20 protein-coding genes are annotated in these 22,370 nt (G+C 62.6%); 16 read left to right on the forward strand and 4 right to left on the reverse strand.

All coding sequences use genetic code 11. The annotated features are described in order from the left end of the window. Window positions 1-11 precede the first annotated feature (11 nt). From M52SOB_RS05775 to hypE, 7 genes are read left to right on the forward strand one after another with little or no spacing between them, the layout of a single operon-like run. The gene (locus M52SOB_RS05775) at window positions 12-536 is read left to right on the forward strand and encodes a DUF4442 domain-containing protein (protein WP_131110992.1); all 525 of its coding nucleotides are present in this window, start codon (window positions 12-14) and stop codon (window positions 534-536) included. Next, window positions 515-1,093 (forward strand): chalcone isomerase family protein, encoded by a 579-nt coding sequence (locus M52SOB_RS05780; protein WP_131110993.1) that lies wholly within the window; start codon window positions 515-517, stop codon window positions 1,091-1,093. Before M52SOB_RS05775 ends, M52SOB_RS05780 begins: the two co-directional genes overlap by 22 nt. A gap of 26 nt (window positions 1,094-1,119) precedes the next feature. Further along, window positions 1,120-2,778 (forward strand): long-chain-fatty-acid--CoA ligase, encoded by a 1,659-nt coding sequence (locus tag M52SOB_RS05785; RefSeq protein ID WP_131110994.1) that lies wholly within the window; start codon window positions 1,120-1,122, stop codon window positions 2,776-2,778. Then, window positions 2,778-3,722: an NAD(P)H-dependent flavin oxidoreductase gene (locus M52SOB_RS05790; RefSeq protein WP_131110995.1), complete on the forward strand. Its 945-nt coding sequence runs from the start codon at window positions 2,778-2,780 to the stop codon at window positions 3,720-3,722. The genes M52SOB_RS05785 and M52SOB_RS05790 overlap by 1 nt, the downstream gene beginning before the upstream one ends. 56 nt (window positions 3,723-3,778) lie before the next feature. Then, window positions 3,779-5,584, forward strand: coding sequence for an acyl-CoA dehydrogenase C-terminal domain-containing protein (locus tag M52SOB_RS05795; RefSeq protein ID WP_131110996.1), 1,806 nt, complete (start codon window positions 3,779-3,781; stop codon window positions 5,582-5,584). A 32-nt stretch (window positions 5,585-5,616) separates the two neighbouring features. Continuing rightward, entirely contained in the window at window positions 5,617-6,051 is a 435-nt protein-coding gene (locus tag M52SOB_RS05800) for an SseB family protein (RefSeq protein ID WP_284155224.1), read from the forward strand. Then, window positions 6,051-7,097: a hydrogenase expression/formation protein HypE gene (gene hypE / locus M52SOB_RS05805; protein ID WP_131110998.1), complete on the forward strand. Its 1,047-nt coding sequence runs from the start codon at window positions 6,051-6,053 to the stop codon at window positions 7,095-7,097. Before M52SOB_RS05800 ends, hypE begins: the two co-directional genes overlap by 1 nt. 18 nt (window positions 7,098-7,115) lie before the next feature. Here the strand turns inward: hypE and acnB are convergent, their stop codons facing one another. The 4 genes from acnB to M52SOB_RS05825 form a co-directional block, all read right to left on the reverse strand. Next, window positions 7,116-9,701, reverse strand: a complete 2,586-nt coding sequence (acnB, locus tag M52SOB_RS05810; protein WP_131110999.1) for a bifunctional aconitate hydratase 2/2-methylisocitrate dehydratase — start codon at window positions 9,699-9,701, stop codon at window positions 7,116-7,118. Between the two features lie 218 nt (window positions 9,702-9,919). Continuing rightward, a complete protein-coding gene (locus M52SOB_RS05815; protein WP_131111000.1) occupies window positions 9,920-10,333 on the reverse strand; it encodes a DUF3617 domain-containing protein in 414 nt (137 codons plus the stop codon). A gap of 12 nt (window positions 10,334-10,345) precedes the next feature. Continuing rightward, window positions 10,346-11,347: an HpcH/HpaI aldolase/citrate lyase family protein gene (locus M52SOB_RS05820; protein ID WP_284155225.1), complete on the reverse strand. Its 1,002-nt coding sequence runs from the start codon at window positions 11,345-11,347 to the stop codon at window positions 10,346-10,348. A gap of 4 nt (window positions 11,348-11,351) precedes the next feature. Beyond that, complete coding sequence (locus M52SOB_RS05825) at window positions 11,352-12,341, reverse strand: malate dehydrogenase (protein WP_131111002.1); 990 nt, start codon at window positions 12,339-12,341, stop codon at window positions 11,352-11,354. A gap of 147 nt (window positions 12,342-12,488) precedes the next feature. On the opposite strand from M52SOB_RS05825, the gene M52SOB_RS05830 reads away from it, so the two are divergent. The 9 genes from M52SOB_RS05830 to odhB all read left to right on the forward strand — a co-directional run bounded on the left by M52SOB_RS05830 (window position 12,489) and on the right by odhB (window position 22,364). Continuing rightward, window positions 12,489-13,229 (forward strand): GntR family transcriptional regulator, encoded by a 741-nt coding sequence (locus M52SOB_RS05830; protein WP_131111003.1) that lies wholly within the window; start codon window positions 12,489-12,491, stop codon window positions 13,227-13,229. 77 nt (window positions 13,230-13,306) lie between these two features. Continuing rightward, window positions 13,307-13,690 (forward strand): succinate dehydrogenase, cytochrome b556 subunit, encoded by a 384-nt coding sequence (gene sdhC / locus M52SOB_RS05835; protein ID WP_131111004.1) that lies wholly within the window; start codon window positions 13,307-13,309, stop codon window positions 13,688-13,690. Then, on the forward strand, window positions 13,684-14,031 hold the full coding sequence (sdhD, locus tag M52SOB_RS05840) for a succinate dehydrogenase, hydrophobic membrane anchor protein (protein ID WP_131111005.1): 348 nt from the start codon (window positions 13,684-13,686) through the stop codon (window positions 14,029-14,031). The genes sdhC and sdhD overlap by 7 nt, the downstream gene beginning before the upstream one ends. Window positions 14,032-14,033: 2 nt before the next feature. Then, on the forward strand, window positions 14,034-15,821 hold the full coding sequence (sdhA, locus tag M52SOB_RS05845) for a succinate dehydrogenase flavoprotein subunit (protein ID WP_131111006.1): 1,788 nt from the start codon (window positions 14,034-14,036) through the stop codon (window positions 15,819-15,821). A gap of 13 nt (window positions 15,822-15,834) precedes the next feature. Next, window positions 15,835-16,551 carry a succinate dehydrogenase iron-sulfur subunit gene (locus M52SOB_RS05850; RefSeq protein WP_131111007.1) on the forward strand — a complete coding sequence of 239 codons (717 nt, stop codon included), beginning with the start codon at window positions 15,835-15,837 and terminating at the stop codon, window positions 16,549-16,551. A 3-nt stretch (window positions 16,552-16,554) separates the two neighbouring features. Further along, window positions 16,555-16,827, forward strand: coding sequence for an FAD assembly factor SdhE (locus tag M52SOB_RS05855; RefSeq protein ID WP_131111008.1), 273 nt, complete (start codon window positions 16,555-16,557; stop codon window positions 16,825-16,827). 14 nt (window positions 16,828-16,841) lie between these two features. After that, a complete protein-coding gene (gene gltA, locus M52SOB_RS05860; protein WP_131111009.1) occupies window positions 16,842-18,131 on the forward strand; it encodes a citrate synthase in 1,290 nt (429 codons plus the stop codon). A gap of 69 nt (window positions 18,132-18,200) precedes the next feature. Next, entirely contained in the window at window positions 18,201-21,026 is a 2,826-nt protein-coding gene (locus tag M52SOB_RS05865; RefSeq protein ID WP_131111010.1) for a 2-oxoglutarate dehydrogenase E1 component, read from the forward strand. 18 nt (window positions 21,027-21,044) lie between these two features. Next, on the forward strand, window positions 21,045-22,364 hold the full coding sequence (gene odhB, locus M52SOB_RS05870; RefSeq protein WP_131111011.1) for a 2-oxoglutarate dehydrogenase complex dihydrolipoyllysine-residue succinyltransferase: 1,320 nt from the start codon (window positions 21,045-21,047) through the stop codon (window positions 22,362-22,364). The last annotated feature ends 6 nt before the right edge of the window (window positions 22,365-22,370 follow it).

Consider the following 22,370-nt stretch of genomic DNA (forward strand, 5'->3'; position numbering starts at 1 on the left):
TTTGGACTGATGTGAAACCCGCCTGGCTCAAACGTCTGCCGCCGAAATGGCGCGCCCATGCCGTGCGGATTGGCTTCAACCTGCATCCGGCTTTCCGCGGCGCGGGCGGCCGGGTGGTCGAAGTAGCGCCGGATCTGTCGAAAATGCGCGTGCGTCTGCCGTATTCCTGGCGCACGCGCAACGTCGTCGGTTCGCTCTATGGCGGCTCGCTGTTCGCGATCACCGATGGAGCGCACCCGATGATGCTGATGGCCGCGCTCGGCGACGAGGTCGTGGTCTGGGACAAGGCGGCGACGATCCGCTACCGCCGTCCTGGCTACAGCGCCGTCGAGGCGGATTTCGAACTCCCGCCACAGGAGATCGAGGCCATTCGGGCTGCGTTGCGGGAGTCGCCGGAAATCGAGCGCAAATACACCGTAGAGTTGAAGGATCAGACGGGTGAAGTGTGCGCAGTGGTCGAGCGCACGGTCTATATCGGACTGAAAAGCCATTATCGACAAAAAGGAGGAGGGACATGCGAATTGCCAATAGGGTAATGCAGGCCGTGTTGTTCTCGGTAGCGTTGGTTGCCATGAGCCCAACCCTGGCGCTCGATGTAGCGGGCGTCAAGGTCGAGGAGCGCGCCCAGGTGGCCGGCAAGGAACTTGTGCTCAATGGCGCCGGCATCCGCACGCGGCTGTTCTTCAAGGTCTATGTCGCGGCGCTCTATGCCGAGAAACCGGCCAAAGAGGCCGCCGCGCTGATCGCTGGGCCGGGGCCACGCCGCATCGTGCTGTCGATGTTGCGTGAGCTCGATGCCGACACGCTCTACGGTGCCCTCGAGGAAGGCTTGCGCAACAATCTGAGCGAAGCCGAACGTGCAGCACTCAAGCCATCGATCGATGCGCTCGGTGCGACGATGCGTGGGATCGGCAAGGTTGTGCCGGGCGACACGGTGACGCTCGATTTCTCGGCCGAGGGACTCACCATCGGGCACAATGGTTCGCCCCGTGGCAAGATCGCCGACGAGAAGATCGGTCCGGCCGTGCTGAAAATCTGGCTCGGCGAGAAGCCGGCCGAGGAATCGCTCAAACAGGCGCTGCTCGGCCGCTGACCCGATAGACGAGGAGGAGGGGGACGATGGAAAAAGTCTGGCTGAAGCGCTATCCACCCGGGGTGCCGGCGGAAATCGATCCGGCGCGTTACGCGAGCCTCGCGGCGATGTTCGAAGAGTCCTGCGCAAAGTTCGGCGAACAGACGGCCTATCTGTCGATGGGCAAGGGCATCACCTATCGCGAACTCGCTCAAGCCGCGCACGACTTTGCTGGCTGGCTGCAGTCGCGGGGAGTGAGGAAAGGTGACCGTGTGGCGCTGATGATGCCGAATGTGCTGCAATATCCGGTGGCGCTGTTCGGCACCCTGCTCGCGGGTTGCGTGGTGGTCAATTGCAATCCGCTCTATACACCACGCGAACTCGAACACCAGCTCAAGGATTCTGGTGCGACCGCGATCGTGATCCTGGAAAACTTCGCCCATACGCTGCAGGCGGTGATCGACAAGACGGCGGTGCGCCATGTCATCGTCACGCCGCTGGGCGAGCTGTTGGGCCTGAAGGGACTCCTGGTCAACTTCGTCGTGCGCCATGTCAAGAAGCTGGTGCCGGCCTGGCAATTGCCGCAGGCGATCGATTTCAAGCATGCGCTGGCCGAAGGCCGGCGGCATGGCTTCACGGCCGTGCCGCTCGCGCACGACGATCTCGCCTTCCTGCAATACACCGGCGGCACCACCGGTGTCTCGAAAGGTGCGATGCTCACGCACGGCAACATCTGCGCGAACGTGCTGCAGGCGCATGCCTGGATCGCGCACAAGATCGAGGAAGGCAAGGAGTTCATCGTCACCGCGCTGCCGCTCTATCACATCTTCGCGCTGACCGCGAACTGCCTGGTGTTCTTAATGATGGGTGCGCGCAACCTGCTGATCGCCAATCCGCGCGACATCCCGAACTTCGTCAAGGAGTGGGCGAAGTATCCGGTCTCGGTGGTGACGGGTGTCAATACGCTGTTCAATGCCCTGCTCAACAACGAAGCCTTTTGCAAGCTCGATTTTTCGACCATGAAGGTGACGCTCGGCGGTGGCATGGCGGTGTTGAAAGCGACGGCCGATCGCTGGCAGCAGGTGGTTGGCGTGCCGCTGATCCAGGCCTATGGTCTGACCGAGACCTCGCCGGCGGCGACCATCAATCCGCTCGATCTCACCGAGTTCAACGGCTCGATCGGTCTGCCGATCCCGTCGACCGACGTGTCGATCCGTGCCGACGATGGTCACGAGGTGCCGCTCGGCCAGGTCGGCGAGATCTGCATCCGCGGCCCGCAGGTGATGAAAGGGTATTGGCAGCGTCCCGATGAAACGGCCAATGTGCTGCTGGCCGACGACTTCCTGCGCACCGGCGATCTCGGTTATGTCGATGAGCAGGGCTTCGTCTATCTCGTCGATCGCAAGAAGGACATGATCCTGGTTTCGGGCTTCAACGTCTTCCCGAACGAAGTCGAGGAGGCGGTGGCCCAGCATCCGGGCGTGCTCGAAGTGGCGGCGATCGGTGTGCCCGACGAGCATTCCGGCGAGGCGGTGAAGATCTTCGTCGTCAGGAAAGACCCGAACCTGACGGCCGAGGCGCTGATCGCCCATTGCCGGAATCTGCTCACCGGCTACAAGGTGCCCAAGCATGTCGAATTCCGCGCCGATCTGCCCAAGACCAACGTTGGCAAGATTTTGCGGCGCGCGTTGAAGGAGTCGAGCTGATGCCGATCCCCGCCGCTTTGGCAAGGAATCTGACGTTGCCGGTGATCGGCGCGCCGATGTTCATCGTCTCGACGCCGGCGTTGGTGATCGCCCAATGCAAGGCCGGCATCATCGGCGCCTTTCCCGCCCTCAATGCACGGCCGGCCGAGAAGCTCGACGAATGGCTGACGACGATCGAGACGGCGCTGGCCGCGACAGCCCAGGCCGCACCCTACGCGGTGAATCTGATCGTGCATCCGAGCAACGAGCGGCTCGAGGCCGATCTCGCCCAGTGTGTCGCTCACCGCGTGCCGCTGGTGATCACCAGCCTGGGCAAGCCGAGCGCGATCGTCGCTGCGGTGCATGGTTACGGCGGACTGGTATTCCACGACGTGACGACCGTGCGGCATGCCGAGAAGGCGCTGGAAGCTGGCGTCGATGGACTGATCCTGGTGGCCGCCGGCGCCGGTGGGCATGGCGGGACGCTGAGTCCGTTCGCGCTGGTGGCCGAAGTGCGCCGTTTCTATGACGGCCCCCTGGCACTCGCCGGCGCGATCACCCAGGGACGGCAGATCCTCGCCGTGGAGGCGCTCGGCGCCGATTTCGCCTACATCGGCACGCGCTTCATCGCCACGCAGGAGGCCAACGCCAGCGACGCCTACAAGCAGGCGATCCTCGCCGCTCATGCCGAAGACATCGTCTATACGCCCTATTTCACCGGTGTGCCTGGCAATTATCTGAAGAGCAGCATCCTCGCGGCCGGCCTCGATCCTGCCGCACTTCCTTCCGGTCACGGGCCGAAGCTCGAATTCACCCGCGCCACCGAGGGGGCCAAGGCCTGGCGCGACATCTGGGGTGCCGGGCAGGGCGTGGGAGGGATCGACGACATCCCGACCACCACCGCGCTGATCGTGCGGCTGAACAACGAACGTCAAGCGGCGCGCGCCGCGCTGTGCGGGCTATGATGCCGTCCCGCCAGCGCCGATTTTGATGAAGATCGATATGACAAGGAGTGGAAACCATGAGTGATTACCGGGCACCCGTCGAAGAGATGCGTTTCCTGATCGAGGAGATCGCGGGACTTTCAGAAATTCGTCAATGGCCGGGGTGTGAGGAAGCCAGCGAGGACGTCGTGACGGCGATTCTCGATGAGGCGGCGAAATTCGCCGGCGAGGTGTTGGCGCCGCTCAACCGTGTGGGCGACAAGACCGGCTGCCGACTCGAAGGCGACACGGTGATCACACCGCCGGGATGGCAGGAGGCGTATCGCCAGTTCTGCGCGGCCGGCTGGGGGGCGCTCACCGCACCGGCGGAATATGGCGGGCAGAATCTTCCCCAGTCGCTCGGCGTGGCCGTCGAGGAAATGTGGAACGCCGCCAACATGTCGTTCGCCCTCGGGCCGATGCTCACCACCGGCGCGGTCGATGCGCTGCTCACCGCAGGCACGCCTGAAATCAAGTCGCTGTATCTGCCGAAGATGATCGCCGGTGAATGGACCGGCACGATGAACCTCACCGAGCCGCAGGCCGGCTCCGATCTGGCCTTGATCCGCACGCGTGCCGAGCCGCAGCCCGATGGCACGTACCGGTTATTCGGGCAGAAGATCTTCATCACCTACGGCGAGCACGACCTCACGGAAAACATCATCCATCTGGTGCTCGCCCGGTTGCCCGATGCGCCGCCTGGCGTGAAGGGCATTTCGCTGTTCGTCGTGCCCAAGTTCCTGGTCAATGCCGATGGTTCTCTGGGGGCACGCAACGATGTCCGTTGTGTCTCGATCGAGCACAAGCTGGGCATCCATGCCAGTCCGACCTGCGTGATGGCCTATGGCGATGCCGGCGGCGCGGTGGGCTACTTGGTCGGCGAGCCGAATGCCGGCCTCAAATACATGTTCATCATGATGAACGCGGCGCGTCATGCCGTCGGCGTGCAGGGCGTGGCGATCGCCGAACGGGCTTTCCAGCAGGCGCTGGCCTATGCGCGCGAGCGCAAGCAGGGCCGCGATCTGGCCAGCGGCGAGGGGCCGGTGACCATCGACCGGCATCCGGACGTGCAGCGCATGCTGCTCACCATCAAGACACGCATCGAAGCCAGCCGGGCACTCGCCTATTACGCCTCGGGCCTGTTCGACCGCGCCTATCATCATCCCGATGCCAAGGAGCGCGAGCTGGCGCTCCTGATGGGCGAGTTGTTCATCCCGCTGGTCAAGGGCGGCGCCACCGAGATGAGCATCGAGGCGACCTCGCTGGCCGTGCAGGTGCATGGCGGGATGGGCTATGTCGAGGAAACCGGCGCCGCGCAACATTTCCGCGATGCGCGCATCACGACGATTTACGAGGGCACCACGGGCATCCAGGCCAATGACCTGATCGGCCGCAAGCTGATGCGCGACCAGGGAGCGACGCTGATGCGGTTGCTGGGCATGGTCGAGGCTACCTGCAAGGAGCTCGCAGCGAGCGGCGACGCAGATCTCGCGCCGATGGGGGCACGTTTGGCCAAGGCGCTGGCCGCTTGGGGAGAAGCCGCCCGCTGGATCGGCGAGAATCTCAAGGGCAACACGCTGGGCGTCTTCGCCGGCGCGGTGCCGTTCCTCGAACTGTCGAGCCTGGTCGCCGGCGGCTGGCTGCTGGCCAAATCCGCGCAGATCGCCAAACGGCGGCTGGCCGAAGGCGTGGGCAACGCACGCTTCTACCAGTCGAAGATCGCCAGCGCGCGTTTCTATGCCGATCATCTGTTGCCGCGAGCACATGCCCTCTCGGCTTCGATCCGCAGTTTCGATGCCGAAGCACTGTCGGCTTACGCGCCGGCACTCTCCGCGTATGATTGATGGCCAGTTGCATCGACGACATTGGAGAGGATATGCAGGCAGGCGATCTGGAAGCGAAGAACGAATTGGAGCAAAAGCTGCTGGCCGCGATCAATGGCGAGCTGGACAGCGCGGATTTCATGCGCGAGTTGCTCACCCAGCAGGTGTTCATCCCGATCAAGGATGATCGGGAGAGCGGCATCCAGGGCCTTCAGCTCACCAACAAGGCGACGCCATTGGTCGTCGAGGACGAGGCGGGAAACAAGATCCTCGTGTTGTTCACCAGTCCAGAACGCGCGAAGGATTTCCTCGCCGACGTGCCCGGCTACAGCGGTGGACTCTTGGCCGATTTCGCCTGGATCGTCGAACGCATGGAACCGGGCTTTTCGATCGCCGTCAATCCCGGCATCGAGCTCGGCATGGACATCGAGCCCGAGCATGTGATGGAGATGCTCGCGCTCGTCGCGGCGCGCGAGAAGAGCAACTGATGAAGCCTGGCTACGTGCGCCCGCTCGATTTGAAGCGGGGATGTGTCGAGATGGCACATGGCGCGGGTGGTCGTGCGATGGTGCAGCTGATCGCCGAGCTGTTCGCGCAGCATCTCGGCAACGAATATCTCGGCCAGGGCAACGATGGTGCCGTGCTGCCAGCGCCGACTTTGCCAGGAAAACTGGTGATGGCCACCGACAGCCACGTGGTTTCGCCGCTGTTCTTTCCCGGCGGCGACATCGGCTGTCTCGCGGTGCATGGCACGATCAACGACGTCGCGGTGATGGGCGCGACGCCGCTCTATCTGGCGGCGGGCTTCATCCTCGAAGAAGGCTTTCCGCTCGCCGATCTGGCGCGCATCGTCGCCTCGATGGCCAAGGCGGCCCATGAAGCCGGCGTGCCGGTGGTGACCGGCGACACCAAGGTGGTCGAACGCGGCAAGGGCGATGGCATATTCATTACCACCACCGGCGTCGGCGTGTTGCCGGAAGCCCGCGAGATCGGCGGCGCCAGGGCGCGGCCGGGTGATGCGATCCTCGTTTCCGGCAACCTGGGCGATCACGGTGTGGCGATCATGAGCCAGCGCGAGAATCTGAGCTTCGAGGCGCCGATCGTCTCCGACACGGCGGCATTGCATGGACTAGTCGCGGCGCTGCTCGCCACCGGCGCCGACATCCACGTGCTGCGCGATCCGACGCGCGGCGGACTGGCGGCGACGCTCAACGAGATCGCGACCCAGTCGCAGGTGGGCATGGTGCTCGATGAGAAAGCGATTCCGATCCACCCGGTGGTCGATGCCGCCTGCGAATTTCTCGGTCTCGATCCGCTCCATGTCGCCAACGAGGGCAAGCTCGTCTGCATCTGCGCGGCGGCCGATGCCGAACGCCTGCTGGCGGCGATGCGCGCGCATCCGCTGGGGACGGATGCCGCGATCATCGGCGAGGTCGTCGCCGATGATCGCCATTTCGTACAGCTCGTCACCTCGTTGGGCGGGCGGCGGATCGTCGATTGGCTAGCGGGGGATCAGCTCCCCCGCATTTGCTGAGGAAACGCGAGCGTCCGCTCAAACCGCCACGCTGTCGGCAATCTCCCTGAACTCGGGAATCTGGTCGAAATTCAGGTAGCGGTAGATGTCGCCGGCCTTCTGGTTGACGACATTCACCTGCGCCAGATATTCCTCGGGCGTCGGGATGCGGCCCAGCAACGCCGCCACCGCCGCGAGTTCCGCCGAGGCGAGATAGACGCGCGTATCGAGCCCCATGCGGTTCGGGAAGTTGCGCGTCGAGGTCGATACCGCCGTCGCTCCCCGGTGCATCTGCGCCTGGTTGCCCATGCACAAGCTGCAACCCGGGACTTCGATGCGCGCGCCGACCTTGCCGAAGACGGCGAAGTAGCCTTCTTCCATCAGCTCCTGCTGGTCCATCTTGGTCGGCGGTACGACCCACAGCCGCGTCGGAATGTCGGTCTTGCCGGCTAGTACGCTGGCGGCCGCGCGGTAGTGACCGATGTTGGTCATGCACGAACCGATGAACACCTCGTCGATCTTGTCGCCGGCGACCTGTGAGAGCGGCTTGATGTCATCCGGATCGTTCGGGCAGGCGAGCAGCGGTTCCTTGATCTCGTTCATGTCGATCTCGATCACGGCCGCGTATTCGGCATCGGCATCGGGTTCGAGCAGTTGCGGGTTGGCGAGCCATTCCTCCATTTTGTGAATACGGCGCGCCAGCGTGCGCTTGTCCTCATACCCTTCGGCGATCATCCACTTCATCAGCGTGATGTTCGACTTCAGATACTCGATGATCGGTTCCTTGTTCAGCCGCACCGTGCAGGCGGCGGCGGAACGCTCGGCCGAGGCGTCGGAGAGCTCGAATGCCTGTTCGACCTTGAGGTCGGGCAGGCCCTCGATTTCGAGGATGCGGCCGTTGAAGACGTTTTTCTTGCCTTTCTTCTCGACCGTGAGCAGACCCTTTTGGATCGCCACATAGGGGATCGCATTGACGAGGTCACGCAGCGTGATGCCGGGCTGCATCTGACCCGTAAAGCGCACCAGCACCGATTCGGGCATGTCGAGCGGCATTACCCCCGTGGCGGCGGCGAAGGCGACCAGGCCCGAGCCAGCCGGGAAGGAAATGCCGATCGGAAAGCGGGTGTGGCTGTCGCCACCGGTGCCGACGGTGTCCGGCAGCAGGAAGCGGTTGAGCCACGAGTGGATCACGCCGTCGCCGGGTTTGAGCGAGACGCCGCCGCGCGCGGTGATGAACGACGGCAGCGTCTTGTACATCTTGATGTCGACGGGCTTCGGATAGGCCGCGGTGTGACAGAACGACTGCATGACGAAATCCGCCGAGAAGCCGAGGCAGGCCAAGTCCTTCAGCTCGTCGCGCGTCATCGGCCCGGTGGTGTCCTGCGAGCCCACCGTGGTGATACGCGGCTCGCAATAGGTGCCGGGACGGATGCCCTTGCCTTCCGGTAGGCCACAGGCGCGACCGACCATCTTTTGCGCCAGCGTATAGCCCTTGCCGGTTTCGACCGGCGCTTTCGGCAGTCGGAACAGCGTCGAGGCCGGTAGTCCCAAAAACTCGCGCGCCTTGGCAGTGAGCCCACGGCCGATGATCAGGTTGATGCGGCCGCCGGCGCGCACCTCGTCGAGCAGCACTTCGGACTTGTATTCGAAGGTGCTGATCACCTGGCCGTTCTTCTCGATCTTCTTTTCATACGGGTAGATGTCGATGACATCGCCCATCTGCATCTGCGTGACGTCGCATTCGATCGGGAAGGCGCCGGCGTCTTCCTGGGTGTTGAAGAAGATCGGCGCGATCTTGCCGCCGAGGCAGAAGCCGCCATAGCGCTTGTTCGGCACGAAGGGGATATCTTCGCCCGTCCACCAGATCACCGAGTTGGTCGCCGACTTGCGGGATGAGCCGGTGCCGACGACATCGCCGACGTAGGCCACCGGATGGCCCTTCTTCTTCAGTTCTTCGATCAGGCTGATCGGGCCGCGCTCGCCGGGCTTGTCCGGCGTGATGCCATCGCGCGGGTTCTTCAGCATCGCCAGCGCATGGAGCGGAATGTCCGGCCGGCTCCAGGCATCCGGCGCGGGCGAAAGATCGTCGGTGTTGGTTTCCCCCGGCACCTTGAAGACGGTGACGGTGATCTTCTCCGGCACTGCCGGGCGCGAGGTGAACCACTCGGCCGCGGCCCAGCTCTGCATCACGGCCTGTGCGTTCGCATTGCCAGCCTTGGCCTTGTCGGCGACGTCGTGGAAGGCGTCGAACATCAAGAGCGTCTTCTTGAGCCCTTCGGCCGCGATGCTGCCCACCTCCTTGTCGTCGAGCAGGTCGATCAAGGGCTTGACGTTGTAGCCGCCGAGCATCGTGCCGAGGAGTTCGACTGCCTTGGCGCGCGAGATCAGCGGACATGCCGTCTCTGCCTTGCCGACTTTGGCGAGGAAGGCCGCCTTGACCGCGGCGGCGTCATCAACACCGGCCGGCACGCGGTAGGTGATCAGCTCGACGAGAAAGGCTTCCTCGCCGGCGGGCGGGTTTTGCAGCAGTTCGACGAGCTGCTGGGTCTGTTGCTTGCTGAGCGGTAGGGGTGGAATGCCGAGGGCGGCGCGTTCGGCGACATGGGCCCGGTAGGCTTCGAGCATGGTCAGGCTTCCTTTCTGTCAGGTCGGTTAACGTGAAATACAAAGCAAAAAGAGCGCCGCCCTTCGTTTCCTTGACGGCAGAGTCCCTTCGCGGCGCAAGCCGCGCTGATAGTCTCCCCTCCCGTGAGGGAGGGGCTGGGGGAGGGCGGGTGTTTGTTTTTGCGCATGGGTATTTCATCCTCCGCGGATGCCGATTGCTGGTATGCGCGTTAGGTTGCTTACTTTTTGCAGTCGCCGATGCGGCGACCCTTGATGAGGGAAAGCATGTCGCCCATGCCCTGATCGGGCGTCATGCGCATTTTCTGTTCGAAACTGAAGGCCGTGGCCGACATCGTGCCCTTGACGCTGCCGGTCATCTTGCTGCCATCGGCCTCACAGGTCATCTCGTAGCTGATGTTCCCGCCGACGTTCTTCAGGTTGCGGATCGTGCATTTGCTCTTTTCGTCCATGCCATATTGCTTGCCGGCAGCGAGATCCTGCGCCGTGTAGCAGTGGGTGAATTTCTGCGGTGGCATGGCCATGCCCTGCATCTTCATCTCCGTGGTGAGTTCCCACAGACCGGGCGACATCTCCTGGGCGATGGCGGGGCAGGTGAGCGTTGCGAAAGCAAGGGCGGCGAGCAGTCGTTTCATGCGATTCTCCTTTCAGGCCGGTCGATGAGCGAAAAAACCCGATGCCGCAGGCGGCAGTGCTACGCCAGTAGCATGGGCGCGTTGTAGCAGTTCCCAATGGTAGCGGTAGGAGGCGCGGTCGTGCAGTCGGCCGTCGATCTGGATCGGCCCCCAATCGTTCTCAGCAGCGGCGCAGAGAATCGCACCGGCTTCCTCCACCTCGCCCAGATCGGGCTGCATCGCCGTGACGATCGGTTCGATCTGGTTCGGGTGGATGCTCCACATGCGTAAATAGCCGAACTCCTCGCGCGCGCGGCGGGCATCGGCGGCGACCACGGACGGGTCACGGAATTCGGTGGTGACGTTGTGCGCCGGCACGATGCCATTGCCCAAGGCTGCAGCAGCGATTTCGCATTTGGCGCGCACGATCAGGGGATGCAAAAACTGCCCCGGCGAGCGCATCGCCGTGGCCGGGATCGCGCCGTGATGAGCGGAGACGAAGTCCATCAGGCCGAAATCGAGCGATTCGACTTGGGGAAGCTGTGCGATCTGCCAAACCTCGTGCAAGGCGCCGGGGGTTTCTATCAGCACATGCACCGGAATCGGCCGCGCGATGTCATAACGGGTGCGGAGTTCCTCTAACGCTGCGATCTGCTTCTCGACATCGGCCAGCGACTCCGCCTTCGGCAGCACGAGATAGGCCAGACGGGGACCGGCTTGCGAAACGATGATTTCCAGCTCCTCAGGCCAGAGCGGGTGGTGGACCGGATGGATGCGCGCTCCGACGCGGTTGAAACGATTGGCGGAGGAGTCGATCAGCGCGGCGACCAACTTGGCATGTTCGCGCTCGCGGCCGACCGGTGCGCCATCCTCGCAGTCGGCCGTGATGTCGAAGAGCGGCCCCATGCGGGCCTGGAGTTCGAGCGCTTTTAAGATCAGCTTTTCGCTACCGGCGAAATGTTCGCAGGCGGCAAGGGAAGGGAACGGCTTGCCGCCGGCATAGAGCACTTCGGTCGGATGAAGCGCCCGATTCACGACATTACGCGAACAGATGCTTGACGCCGTCACGCTCCTCTTGCAGCTCCTTGAGCGTGGCATCCATCTTCTCGCGCGAGAAGGCGTCGATCTCCAAGCCCTTGACGACTTCCCATTTGCCGTTGCTACATACGCAGGGCATGCCGTAGATCATGCCCTCGGGAATGCCGTAGGACCCATCGGAAACCACCCCCATCGTCACCCACGCTCCGTTCGTGCCGAGGTTCCAGTCGCGCATGTGGTCGATCGCCGCATTGGCGGCCGAGGCAGCGGAGGAGGCGCCGCGCGCTTCGATGATCGCCGCGCCGCGCTTGCCGACCTTCGGGATGTATTCGTTCCGATACCAGGCTTCGTCATTGACGAGTTGCGCTGCGGGTTTGCCACCTACCGTACAGAAGCGGATATCCGGATACATCGTCGGCGAGTGGTTGCCCCAGACGACCATGTTCTTCACATCGGTGACCGGCGCTTTCACACGCGCTGCGAGCATCGAGATCGCACGGTTGTGGTCGAGCCGCATCATCGAGGTGAAGTTCTCGCGCGGCAGGCTCTTCGCGCTGTTCATCGCGATCAGCGCATTGGTATTGGCCGGGTTGCCGACGACGATGACCTTGACATCGCGCGAGGCTACTTCGTCGAGTGCCTTGCCCTGCTCGATGAAGATCTTGGCGTTTTCGAGCAGCAGGTCCTTGCGTTCCATCCCCGGGCCGCGCGGCTTGGCGCCGACCAGCAAGGCCTGCTGGGCATCCTTGAAGGCGACCTTGGGATCGGCGGTACCGATCATATCGACGAGCAGCGGAAAGGCGCAGTCTTCGAGCTCCATCATCACGCCCTTGAGGGCCTGCTGCGCCTTGTCGACGGGCAATTCGAGCATCTGCAGGATGACGGGCTGATCCTTGCCGAGCATTTCGCCGCTGGCGATGCGAAACAACAGTGCGTAACCGATTTGGCCTGCGGCGCCGGTGACGGCGACGCGAACGGGGGGCTTGGTCATGGATGGCTCCTTGAGTTGGATTGCGGAAGGTTGCAGCCGAAAATCATAGTGGCGATTGCTGCGTTGTGTCAATTGATATCTTATAACATATATAAGACATATGTTATCCTATGGACGTCGTAAAAAAATTGTGCTTGAATGTGTGCCATGAAAAGGCAGACTTCCGCCGAATCACCCTCTTTCAGCCCGCTGTATCGTCAGATCAAGGGGCTGATGATCCAGGCGCTCGAAAAACAGGAATGGCGACCCGGGGAGATGATCCCCAGTGAGGCCGAGCTGGCCAGCCGCTTCCAGGTGAGCCAGGGAACGGTGCGCAAGGCCATCGACGAGATGGCTGCCGAAAACCTGCTGGTGCGTAAGCAAGGCAAAGGCACGTTCGTCGCCAGCCATAGCGATCCACGCGCCTTTTTCCGTTTCCTGCGACTGGTGCCGCTCTCGGGGGGCGTCGAGCCGGCGCACAGTCGGCCGCTGGAATGCTGGCGGGCCAAGGCGCGGCCCGAGGCTGCGCACATCCTCGGTATCCAGCCGGGTGACCCCGTGATCATCGTGCGTCGCCTGCTCGAATTTTCGGGTAAACCCGTCGTACTCGACGAGATCTATCTGCCGGGTGAAATCTTCGCCGGACTGACCTTCGATGTGCTGAAGGAGTCACAGGTTTCCCTCTATACGCTGTTCGAGGAGAAGTTTGGGGTGCGCATGATCCGGGCGGAAGAGCGTATTCGCGCAGTGGCCGCCGACCGGACCACTGCCGAGCTCCTCGGTGTGCGCGAGGGCAGTCCGCTGCTTTCCGTGGAACGCACCAGTTTCACCTACGGCAATCGCCCCGTGGAATGGCGCCGTGGCCTGTATTCGACCGAGAAGCATTGCTATTTCAATGAATTGACTTGATCCGGCTTGCTGGGCCCTGTGTGACGGTCGGTCGGAGAGGTAATATGCTGCATCGCAAACAAGAAAGGAGTGGGCAGATGAACGGAATCGCCAGAAAGCGTCCCAAGCATTTGAATCTTTTTCAGATAAAACTTCCCATCGCCGGCGTGGCTTCCATACTGCACCGCATTAGCGGTTTCGGCCTGTTCCTGATGCTGCCGCTCCTGATCTGGTTACTCGAGCTTTCGTTGACTTCGCCCGACACCTTTGCGCTGCTGAAATCGATCGTCGCGCACCCGCTCGTCAAGCTCCTCCTGATCGGCCTGCTGTGGGCGTTCCTGCATCACTTTTTCATGGGCATCCGCATCCTGCTGATCGACATCCACGTCGGTGTCGCCAAGGCGCAGGCGGCGGCTTCGGCCAAGGCCGTGCTGGCGGTGAGCCTGGTCCTGACCTTGATCCTGGGAGCGAAATTATGGTGAATCGCAAGATCGTCGGCGCCCATTACGGCCTGATCGACTGGCTGGCCCAGCGCATCACGGCCATTGTCATGATCGTTTTCACACTGGTGATCGCTGTCGGTCTGGGCTCGGGCGCAGGTGCGAGTTTCGAAACCTGGCGCGCCTTCATGTCGGCCGAACCGATGCGCTTCATCACCTTCCTGTTCGTGATTGCTCTGTGCTGGCATGCCTGGGTCGGCGTGCGCGACATCTGGATGGATTACGTCCAGCCCGCCGGCATCAAGCTCGCATTGCATGTCCTCACCCTGCTGGTGTTGATCGGTTATGCCGGTTGGGCGGTGAGAATCATCTGGAGGCTCTGAACGTGAAAGTCACAGTCCGCAAATTCGATGCCGTCATCGTCGGTGCCGGCGGTGCAGGCCTGCGCGCCGCGATCCAGCTCTCGGAATCCGGTTTCAAGACCGCGGTGATCACCAAGGTATTCCCGACCCGCTCGCATACCGTCGCTGCCCAGGGCGGCGTGGCTGCCAGCCTCGGTAATTCGGAAGAGGACCACTGGCACTGGCACATGTATGACACTGTCAAAGGTTCTGATTGGCTCGGTGATCAAGATTCCATCGAGTTCATGTGCCGCAAAGCCAATGAGGTCGTCATCGAGTTGGAACACTATGGCATGCCCTTTGACCGTCTCGACAATGGTCGCATCTATCAGCGTCCTTTTGGCGGTCACATGTCGAACTTCGGCGAAAAGCCGGTGCGCCGCGCTTGTGCCGCCGCCGACCGCACCGGTCATGCGATGCTGCACGCGATGTATCAGCGCAACGTCAAGGCCAACACGCAGTTCTTCGTCGAGTGGATGGCGCTCGATCTGATTCGTGATGCCGAAGGCGAGGTGCTCGGCGTCACCGCGCTGGAAATGGAGACCGGCGAGATCTACGCTTTCCATGCCAAAGCAACGATCTTCGCCACCGGTGGGGCGGGGCGCATCTATTATTCCTCGACCAATGCCTTCATCAATACCGGCGATGGCCTCGGCATGGCGGCGCGCGCCGGCATTCCGCTCGAAGACATGGAGTTCTGGCAGTTCCACCCGACCGGAGTGGCCGGTGCGGGGGTGCTGATCACCGAAGGCGTGCGCGGCGAGGGTGGCATTCTCAGGAACAGCAACGGCGAGCGCTTCATGGAGCGCTACGCGCCGAACGCCAAGGATCTCGCCAGCCGCGACGTCGTCAGTCGCGCGATGGTCACCGAAATCAACGAAGGGCGTGGTTGCGGCCCGAACAAGGATTACGTGTTGCTCGACATCACGCACTTGGAGCCCGAGACGATCATGAAGCGGCTGCCGGGCATCCGCGAGATCGCGATCCAGTTCGCCGGTGTCGATCCGATCAAGGCGCCGATCCCGGTGGTGCCGACGGTGCACTACCAGATGGGCGGTATCCCGACCAACTATCTGGGACAGGTCGTGGTGCCGGGCAAACGCAGCCAGAACGAGATCGTGCCGGGTTTCTATGCTGCCGGCGAATGCGCCTGCGCCTCGGTGCATGGCGCAAATCGGCTGGGTACCAACTCGCTGCTCGATTTGTTGGTGTTCGGCAAGTCTGCTGGGGAAACGGCCGTCGAGCAACTGCGCAACTCTCCCAAGGCGCACAAGGAACTCCCGGCCGACGCCTTCGAGCGCACGCTCGAACGCTTGAATCGCCTCGATACGCAAAAAGACGGCGCCAATGTGCACGAGACGCGGCTGGCGATGCAGCGCACGATGCAGAAGCATGCCGGCGTGTTCCGCTTCGCCAATCTGTTACAAGAGGGCGTCGGAAAGATTCTCGAGGTGCAGAAGGACGTGGCGCGTACCGAGATCAAGGACAAGTCGAAAGTGTTCAATACCGCGCGCGTCGAAGCGCTCGAGCTAGACAACCTGATCGAGGTCGCCGTGGCGACGATGGTTTCGGCCGAGGCGCGCAAGGAATCGCGCGGTGCCCACGTGCGCGACGACTGCCCTGACACCCCGGAACATCCGAATGGCCGCGACGACGACAACTGGCTCAAGCACACCCTCTGGTACAAGGAGGGCAATCGCCTCGAGTACAAGTCGGTCAACCTGCGTCCGCTGACCGTCGACACCATCGCGCTCAAGAAACGCGTCTATTGAGGAAGCGAACATCATGACCACACGCACCCTCCAGTTCCGCATTTACCGCTACGACCCCGACCGCGATCAAAAGCCCTGGATGCAGGACATCGAAGTCGAAGTCGACAGTACCGACCGTAAGCTGCTCGATGCCATGGTCAAGCTGAAGGCGAAAGACGACTCGATCGCCTTCCGCCGTTCCTGCCGCGAAGGTGTGTGCGGCTCGGATGCGCTCAACATCAATGGCAGAAATGGCCTCGCCTGTTTGACTGATCTGTCGAGTTTCCCGGAAGGCAAGCCGATCGTGCTGCGGCCGCTGCCTGGCCTGCCGGTGATCCGCGATCTGATCGTCGATATGACGCAGTTCTTCAAACAGTACCACTCGATCAAGCCGTATCTGATCAACAACGATCCGCCACCGGAACGCGAACGGCTCCAGTCGCCGGAGGATCGCGAGGAGCTGAACGGTTTGTATGAGTGCATCCTGTGCGCCTGCTGTTCGACGGCCTGCCCGTCGTTCTGGTGGAATCCGGACAAGTTCGTCGGGCCAGCAGGGCTGTTGGCCGCCTACCGCTTCATCGCCGATACGCGCGATCAGGCAACCAGCGAGCGGCTCGACAACCTGAACGATCCGTATCGGCTGTTCCGTTGCCATACCATCATGAACTGCGTCGATGTCTGCCCGAAGGGGTTGAATCCCACCAAGGCGATCGGCAAGATCAAGGACATGATGGTGAAAAGGGCAATCTGAGCCATGGCCAGCGAGCAGCAACGCACGCGTACCGAACGGCTGCGCTGGGCGAGCCGACGGGCGCTGCTGGAAAACGATCTGCTACTGCAGCGCTTCTGGCAACGGCAGCCGGCGGAGCTGGACGAAACGCTGGCGGCGTCGCTCGAACGCCTGCTGGCGATGGATGACCACGATTTGTGGGCGTTGCTCTCGGGGCGGTGTGCAAGCACCGATCCGGAGCTTGGCAAACTGGTCGAGCTGCTGCGGCAGCCGGCCATTCGTAGTGAAGACCTTTGACAGGGGACTGACGCATGACGCAAAAAACCGCCACCTTGACCTACAACGGCAAGACCACCGAATATCCGGTCTATTCCGGCACCATCGGCCCGGAGGTGATCGACATCTCCAAGCTCTACGCCCAGACGGGGGCCTTCACCTACGATCCCGGCTTCATGTCCACGGCAGCATGCAAGTCGTCGATCACCTACATCGATGGCGACAAGGGCGAGCTGCTCTACCGCGGCTATCCGATCGAGCAGCTGGCCGAGAAATGCGACTTCATGGAAGTCTGCTATCTGCTCAAAAACGGCGAATTGCCGAACCAGGCGCAATATGACGATTGGGTTGGGAAGGTGCGCAAGCATACGATGGTTCATGACCAGCTGACGCGCTTTTACAACGGCTTCCGCCGCGATGCGCACCCGATGGCAGTGCTGGTCGGCGTGGTCGGCGGCCTGTCGGCCTTCTATCACGACTCGCTCGACATCAACAACCCCGAACACCGCATGACGGCGGCGATCCGGTTGATCGCCAAGATGCCGACCATCACGGCGATGGCTTACCGCTACAACATGGGCCTGCCGTTCATGTACCCGAAGAACGAGTACGACTACGCGACGAACTTCCTCTACATGATGTTCGGCACGCCCTGCGAAGAATACAAGCCGAATCCGGTGCTCTCGCGCGCACTCGACCGCATCCTGATCCTGCATGCCGACCACGAGCAGAACGCCTCGACCTCGACGGTGCGTCTGTCCGGTTCCTCCGGCGCCAATCCGTTTGCCTGCATCGCGGCCGGCATCGCCTGCCTGTGGGGGCCGGCGCACGGCGGCGCCAATGAAGCCTGCCTCAAGATGCTCGAGGAGATCGGCGATGTCTCGCGCGTGCCGCAATACATCAAGCGCGCCAAGGACAAGAACGATCCGTTCCGCCTGATGGGCTTCGGTCACCGCGTCTACAAGAACTTCGATCCGCGTGCCAAACTGATGCGTGAGACCTGCCACGAGGTGCTGAACGAATTGGGGCTGCACGACCATCCGCTCTTCAAGCTGGCGCTGGAGCTCGAGCGCATCGCGCTGGAGGACGAATATTTCATCGAGAAGAAGCTCTATCCGAATGTCGATTTCTACTCCGGCATCGTGCAAAGCGCCTTGGGCATCCCGACCAATCTGTTCACCGGCATCTTCGCGATGGCCCGCACCATCGGCTGGATCGCCCAGTGGCACGAGATGATCGGCGATCCCGAGCAGAAGATCGGCCGGCCGCGCCAACTCTATACCGGCGCACCGAAACGCGACGTGCCCGACATGGCCGCGCGCTGAAGTCGGGCAAAAGGGGTGCAGGGAGGACGCCCCTTTTTTTGGTCGATGACTATTAAATGAGGTGATGGCATGATCAAGGAATTGTTGTCCAACTCCTATCTGTTCGGTGCGAACGCTCCCTATGTCGAGGAGTTGTACGAAAAATATCTGCAGAATCCGGGGGCCATCGATCCGGCCTGGCGCGACTATTTCGACAAGCTGGCGAACCTGCCGGGCGTGGGCGCCTATCAGGGGCCCGACGTACCGCACGCGCCGATCGTCAGCGGCTTCGCGCAACGGGCGCGTGAAGGATGTCTTTACGTCGCGCGGCGCGCCGGCATCGGCGAGAAGCAGACGAAAGTCCTGCAGATCATCAATGCCTACCGCTTTCTCGGCAACCGCTGGGCGCAGCTCGACCCGCTGAAACGCCACCCGCGTCCCGAGGTTCCCGAGCTGGAGCCCTCTTTTTACGGCTTCACCGAGGCCGATCTGGCGACTGCATTTCGCACCGGTTCGTTCGACATGGGGGTCGAAGAGGCCACCTTGCGCGAGATCCTCGACATGCTGCGTCAGCGCTATTGCGGCCATATCGGTGCGGAATACATGTATATCGCCGACGTGCAGCAAAAGCGCTGGATCCAGGCCCGTTTCGAGCCGCCGCGCGCACAGCCGCGTTTCGACAGCGAGGAGCGCAAACATCTGTTGGAGATCTTGACGGCGGCGGAAACCCTGGAACGCTATCTGCATACCCGCTATGTCGGCCAGAAGCGCTTTTCGCTGGAGGGTGGCGAATCGCTGATGGTCGCTCTGCAGCAGTTGATCCGTCATGCCGGCACACAGGGCGCGAAGGAGATCGTCATCGGCATGGCTCACCGCGGCCGTCTCAACGTGCTGGTCAACATCCTCGGCAAGCAGCCGGCCATGCTGTTCGAGGAGTTCGAGGGCAAGAAGAAGTCCGATCTGATCGCCGGTGACGTCAAATATCACATGGGCTATTCCTCCGACGTGGCCACACCCGGCGGCCCGGTGCATCTGACGCTCGCTTTCAATCCCTCCCATCTCGAGATCGTCAATCCGGTCGTCGAGGGCTCGGTCTATGCGCGACAGGTGCGACGCGGCGCCCATGGCAAACAGGAAGTGATGCCGGTGTTGATCCACGGCGATGCCGCAGTCGCCGGCCAGGGCGTCAATCAGGAGATGCTCAACTTCTCGCAGACGCGTGGCTACGGCACCGGCGGCACGGTGCATATCGTGGTCAACAACCAGATCGGCTTCACCACCTCCGATCCGCGCGATTTGCGTTCTTCGCTCTATTGCACCGACATCTTCAAGATGGTCGAGGCGCCGATCTTCCACGTCAATGGCGATGATCCCGAGGCGGTGGCCTTCGTCACGGCGCTGGCGGTCGAATTCCGCAACACCTTCCACAAGGATGTCGTCATCGACATCGTCTGTTTCCGCAAGCTGGGCCACAACGAGGCCGACGAGCCGATGGTGACGCAGCCGCTGATGTATCGCAAGATCGCGGCGCATCCTGGCACCCGCAAGCTCTACGCCGAGAAGCTCCAGGCCCAGGGGGTCATCGCTGCGGGTGAGGACGAGCAGATGATCCGCGATTACCGGGCTGCGCTCGATGCCGGCAAGCATCTGCACAATCCGGCGATCAGCGATTTCAAGAGTCAGTCGGCGATCGACTGGACGCCCTACGTCGGGGCGAAATACACCGAGCTGTGCGACACGCGGGTGCCGCTCGCGGAACTGCAGCGTCTCGGCCGGCGTCTGACCGAGGTGCCCGAAGGCTTCACCCTCCACCCGCGCGTGCAGAAGGTCATCGAGGATAGACGGCTGATGATCGAGGGCAAACTGCCGATCGATTGGGGCATGGCGGAAAACCTCGCCTATGCGACCTTGCTCTCCGCAGGCTATGGTGTGCGCATTTCCGGTGAGGACGTCGGGCGTGGCACCTTCTTCCACCGTCACGCCGTGCTGCACGACCAGAAGCGCGAGAAATGGGACGAGGGGGTCTGGATGCCGCTCGAGCACCTGCAGGATGGCCAGGCGCGTTTCCAGTGCTTCGATTCCGTGCTTTCCGAGGAGGCGGTGCTGGCCTTCGAATACGGCTATGCGACGGCGACACCGAACGAGCTGGTGATCTGGGAGGCGCAGTTCGGTGATTTCGCCAATGGCGCCCAGGTGGTGATCGACCAGTTCCTCGCCTCGGGCGAGGCCAAGTGGGGGCGTCTGTGTGGCCTCGTCCTGCTGCTGCCGCATGGCCTAGAAGGCCAGGGGCCGGAACATTCCTCGGCACGCATCGAACGCTTCCTGCAGCTGTCGGCCGATTTCAACTGGGAAGTTTGCATGCCCACCTCCGCGGCGCAGATGTTCCACCTGTTGCGGCGCCAGATGCTCAGAAAGCAAAGAAAGCCGTTGATCGTGTTCACGCCGAAGTCGCTGTTACGCAGCAAGGAGGCTGCTTCCAACCTCGAGGATCTGACGGAAGGCACGTTCCAGACGGTCTTTGGCGAGGTCGACCCGCTCGATCCGAAGAAGGTCACACGGGTGCTGATCTGCGCCGGCAAGGTGTATTACGACCTGCGCGCCGCGCGGCGCGAACAGAAGCTCGACCATATCGCGATCATTCGCACGCCGCAGCTCTATCCGATGGACGACTGCCGTATCGCCGAAGAGCTGGCGAAATATCCGCGTCTGAAGGAGGTGGTCTGGTGCCAGGAAGAGCCGGAAAACCAGGGCGCATGGTACGCGAAGCATCACACTCTGCTGCCGCTCCTCAAGAAAGGCCAGTCGCTGCATGTCGTTGCGCGGCCGGCCTCGGCGTCTCCCGCAGTGGGCAGCGCTGCGGTCCATGCCAGGCAGCAAAAGGAAATCGTCGAAACCGCGCTGGGCGCGCTCAAATAACCGCTACGGAGAGAGATCATGCTGATCGAAGTCAAAGTCCCGCAACTGTCGGAATCGGTCGCCGAAGCGACGCTGGTGAGCTGGCACAAACATGTCGGCGATGTCGTGATGCGTGACGAGAATCTCATCGACATCGAAACCGACAAGGTCGTCCTCGAACTCCCGGCGCCGGAATCGGGCGTGCTGGTCGAAGTCCTCAAGGGCAATGGCGAAACCGTCACCTCGGGCGAGCTGATCGCCCGCATCGATACCGAAGCCAAGGCGGTGGCGGCAGCAGCCGCACAGCCTGCCGCAGCGAAGCCGGCGCCGCAGCCGACCGCGCCGGCGGCAGCCGCACCGGGCGTCGGCCCGGCCGCCCGTAAGGCACTTGCCGAGAAAGGCCTGGAGGCTAGCCAAGTGCAGGGCACGGGGCCCGGCGGCCGCGTCACCAAGGCCGACGTCTTGAACGTCGGCGCGCCGGCAGGTGCCGTCCCGGCAGCGCCGACTATTCGAGGTGAGTCGGCGCCCGGCGGGACGTCCAGTTTTTCGCCAGCGCCGACTTCTGCCCCGGCCGCGCCAGGGGCGCCAGTCGCTGCGGCAGCCCCGGCAGGCGCCCTGCCGGTACCGCCTGCAGTGGCCCTGGATGCGATCATCGGCGATCGTCCCGAGCAGCGCGTACCGATGTCGCGCTTGAGAGCGCGCATTGCCGAACGTCTGCTGCAATCACAGGCGCAGAACGCCATCCTTACCACGTTCAACGAGGTGAACATGGCGCCGGTGATCGAGCTACGGAAGAAATACGCCGAGAAGTTCGAGAAAGAGCATGGCGTGCGCCTGGGCTTCATGAGCTTTTTCGTCAAGGCGGCTGTCGCGGCGCTGAAGAGGTTCCCGATCCTCAATGCCTCGGTCGATGGCAACGACATCGTCTATCACGGCTATTTCGACATCGGCATCGCCGTCGGTAGTCCTCGCGGGCTGGTGGTGCCGATCCTGCGCGACGCAGATCAGATGTCACTGGCGCAGATCGAAAAGAAGATCGCCGAATTCGGGCAGAAGGCCAAGGACGGCAAGCTCACCCTCGAAGAGCTCACCGGCGGCACTTTCTCGATCTCCAACGGCGGCGTGTTCGGTTCGATGCTGTCGACGCCGATCATCAACCCGCCGCAATCGGCGATCCTCGGCATCCATGCCACCAAGGAGCGACCGGTGGTCGAAAATGGCCAGATCGTGATCCGGCCGATCAACTATCTGGCGCTCTCATATGACCACCGTATCATCGACGGCCGCGAGGCGGTGCTCGGTCTCGTCGCCATCAAGGAGGCGCTCGAGGATCCGGCACGCATGCTGCTCGACATCTGAGGAGGC

This window comes from Sulfuricystis thermophila (assembly GCF_004323595.1).
Taxonomy (GTDB): Bacteria; Pseudomonadota; Gammaproteobacteria; order Burkholderiales; family Rhodocyclaceae; genus Sulfuricystis; species Sulfuricystis thermophila.

What these genes read in the sequence shown, in the direction of transcription:
- M52SOB_RS05780 (WP_131110993.1), top strand. Translation starts at nt 515, where the DNA reads ATGCGAATTGCCAATAGGGTAATGCAGGCCGTGTTGTTCTCGGTAGCG.
- M52SOB_RS05785 (WP_131110994.1), top strand. Translation starts at nt 1,120, where the DNA reads ATGGAAAAAGTCTGGCTGAAGCGCTATCCACCCGGGGTGCCGGCGGAA.
- M52SOB_RS05790 (WP_131110995.1), top strand. Translation starts at nt 2,778, where the DNA reads ATGCCGATCCCCGCCGCTTTGGCAAGGAATCTGACGTTGCCGGTGATC.
- M52SOB_RS05795 (WP_131110996.1), top strand. Translation starts at nt 3,779, where the DNA reads ATGAGTGATTACCGGGCACCCGTCGAAGAGATGCGTTTCCTGATCGAG.
- M52SOB_RS05800 (WP_284155224.1), top strand. Translation starts at nt 5,617, where the DNA reads ATGCAGGCAGGCGATCTGGAAGCGAAGAACGAATTGGAGCAAAAGCTG.
- hypE (WP_131110998.1), top strand. Translation starts at nt 6,051, where the DNA reads ATGAAGCCTGGCTACGTGCGCCCGCTCGATTTGAAGCGGGGATGTGTC.
- acnB (WP_131110999.1), bottom strand. Translation starts at nt 9,701, where the DNA reads ATGCTCGAAGCCTACCGGGCCCATGTCGCCGAACGCGCCGCCCTCGGC.
- M52SOB_RS05815 (WP_131111000.1), bottom strand. Translation starts at nt 10,333, where the DNA reads ATGAAACGACTGCTCGCCGCCCTTGCTTTCGCAACGCTCACCTGCCCC.
- M52SOB_RS05825 (WP_131111002.1), bottom strand. Translation starts at nt 12,341, where the DNA reads ATGACCAAGCCCCCCGTTCGCGTCGCCGTCACCGGCGCCGCAGGCCAA.
- M52SOB_RS05830 (WP_131111003.1), top strand. Translation starts at nt 12,489, where the DNA reads ATGAAAAGGCAGACTTCCGCCGAATCACCCTCTTTCAGCCCGCTGTAT.
- sdhC (WP_131111004.1), top strand. Translation starts at nt 13,307, where the DNA reads ATGAACGGAATCGCCAGAAAGCGTCCCAAGCATTTGAATCTTTTTCAG.
- sdhD (WP_131111005.1), top strand. Translation starts at nt 13,684, where the DNA reads ATGGTGAATCGCAAGATCGTCGGCGCCCATTACGGCCTGATCGACTGG.
- M52SOB_RS05850 (WP_131111007.1), top strand. Translation starts at nt 15,835, where the DNA reads ATGACCACACGCACCCTCCAGTTCCGCATTTACCGCTACGACCCCGAC.
- M52SOB_RS05855 (WP_131111008.1), top strand. Translation starts at nt 16,555, where the DNA reads ATGGCCAGCGAGCAGCAACGCACGCGTACCGAACGGCTGCGCTGGGCG.
- gltA (WP_131111009.1), top strand. Translation starts at nt 16,842, where the DNA reads ATGACGCAAAAAACCGCCACCTTGACCTACAACGGCAAGACCACCGAA.
- M52SOB_RS05865 (WP_131111010.1), top strand. Translation starts at nt 18,201, where the DNA reads ATGATCAAGGAATTGTTGTCCAACTCCTATCTGTTCGGTGCGAACGCT.
- odhB (WP_131111011.1), top strand. Translation starts at nt 21,045, where the DNA reads ATGCTGATCGAAGTCAAAGTCCCGCAACTGTCGGAATCGGTCGCCGAA.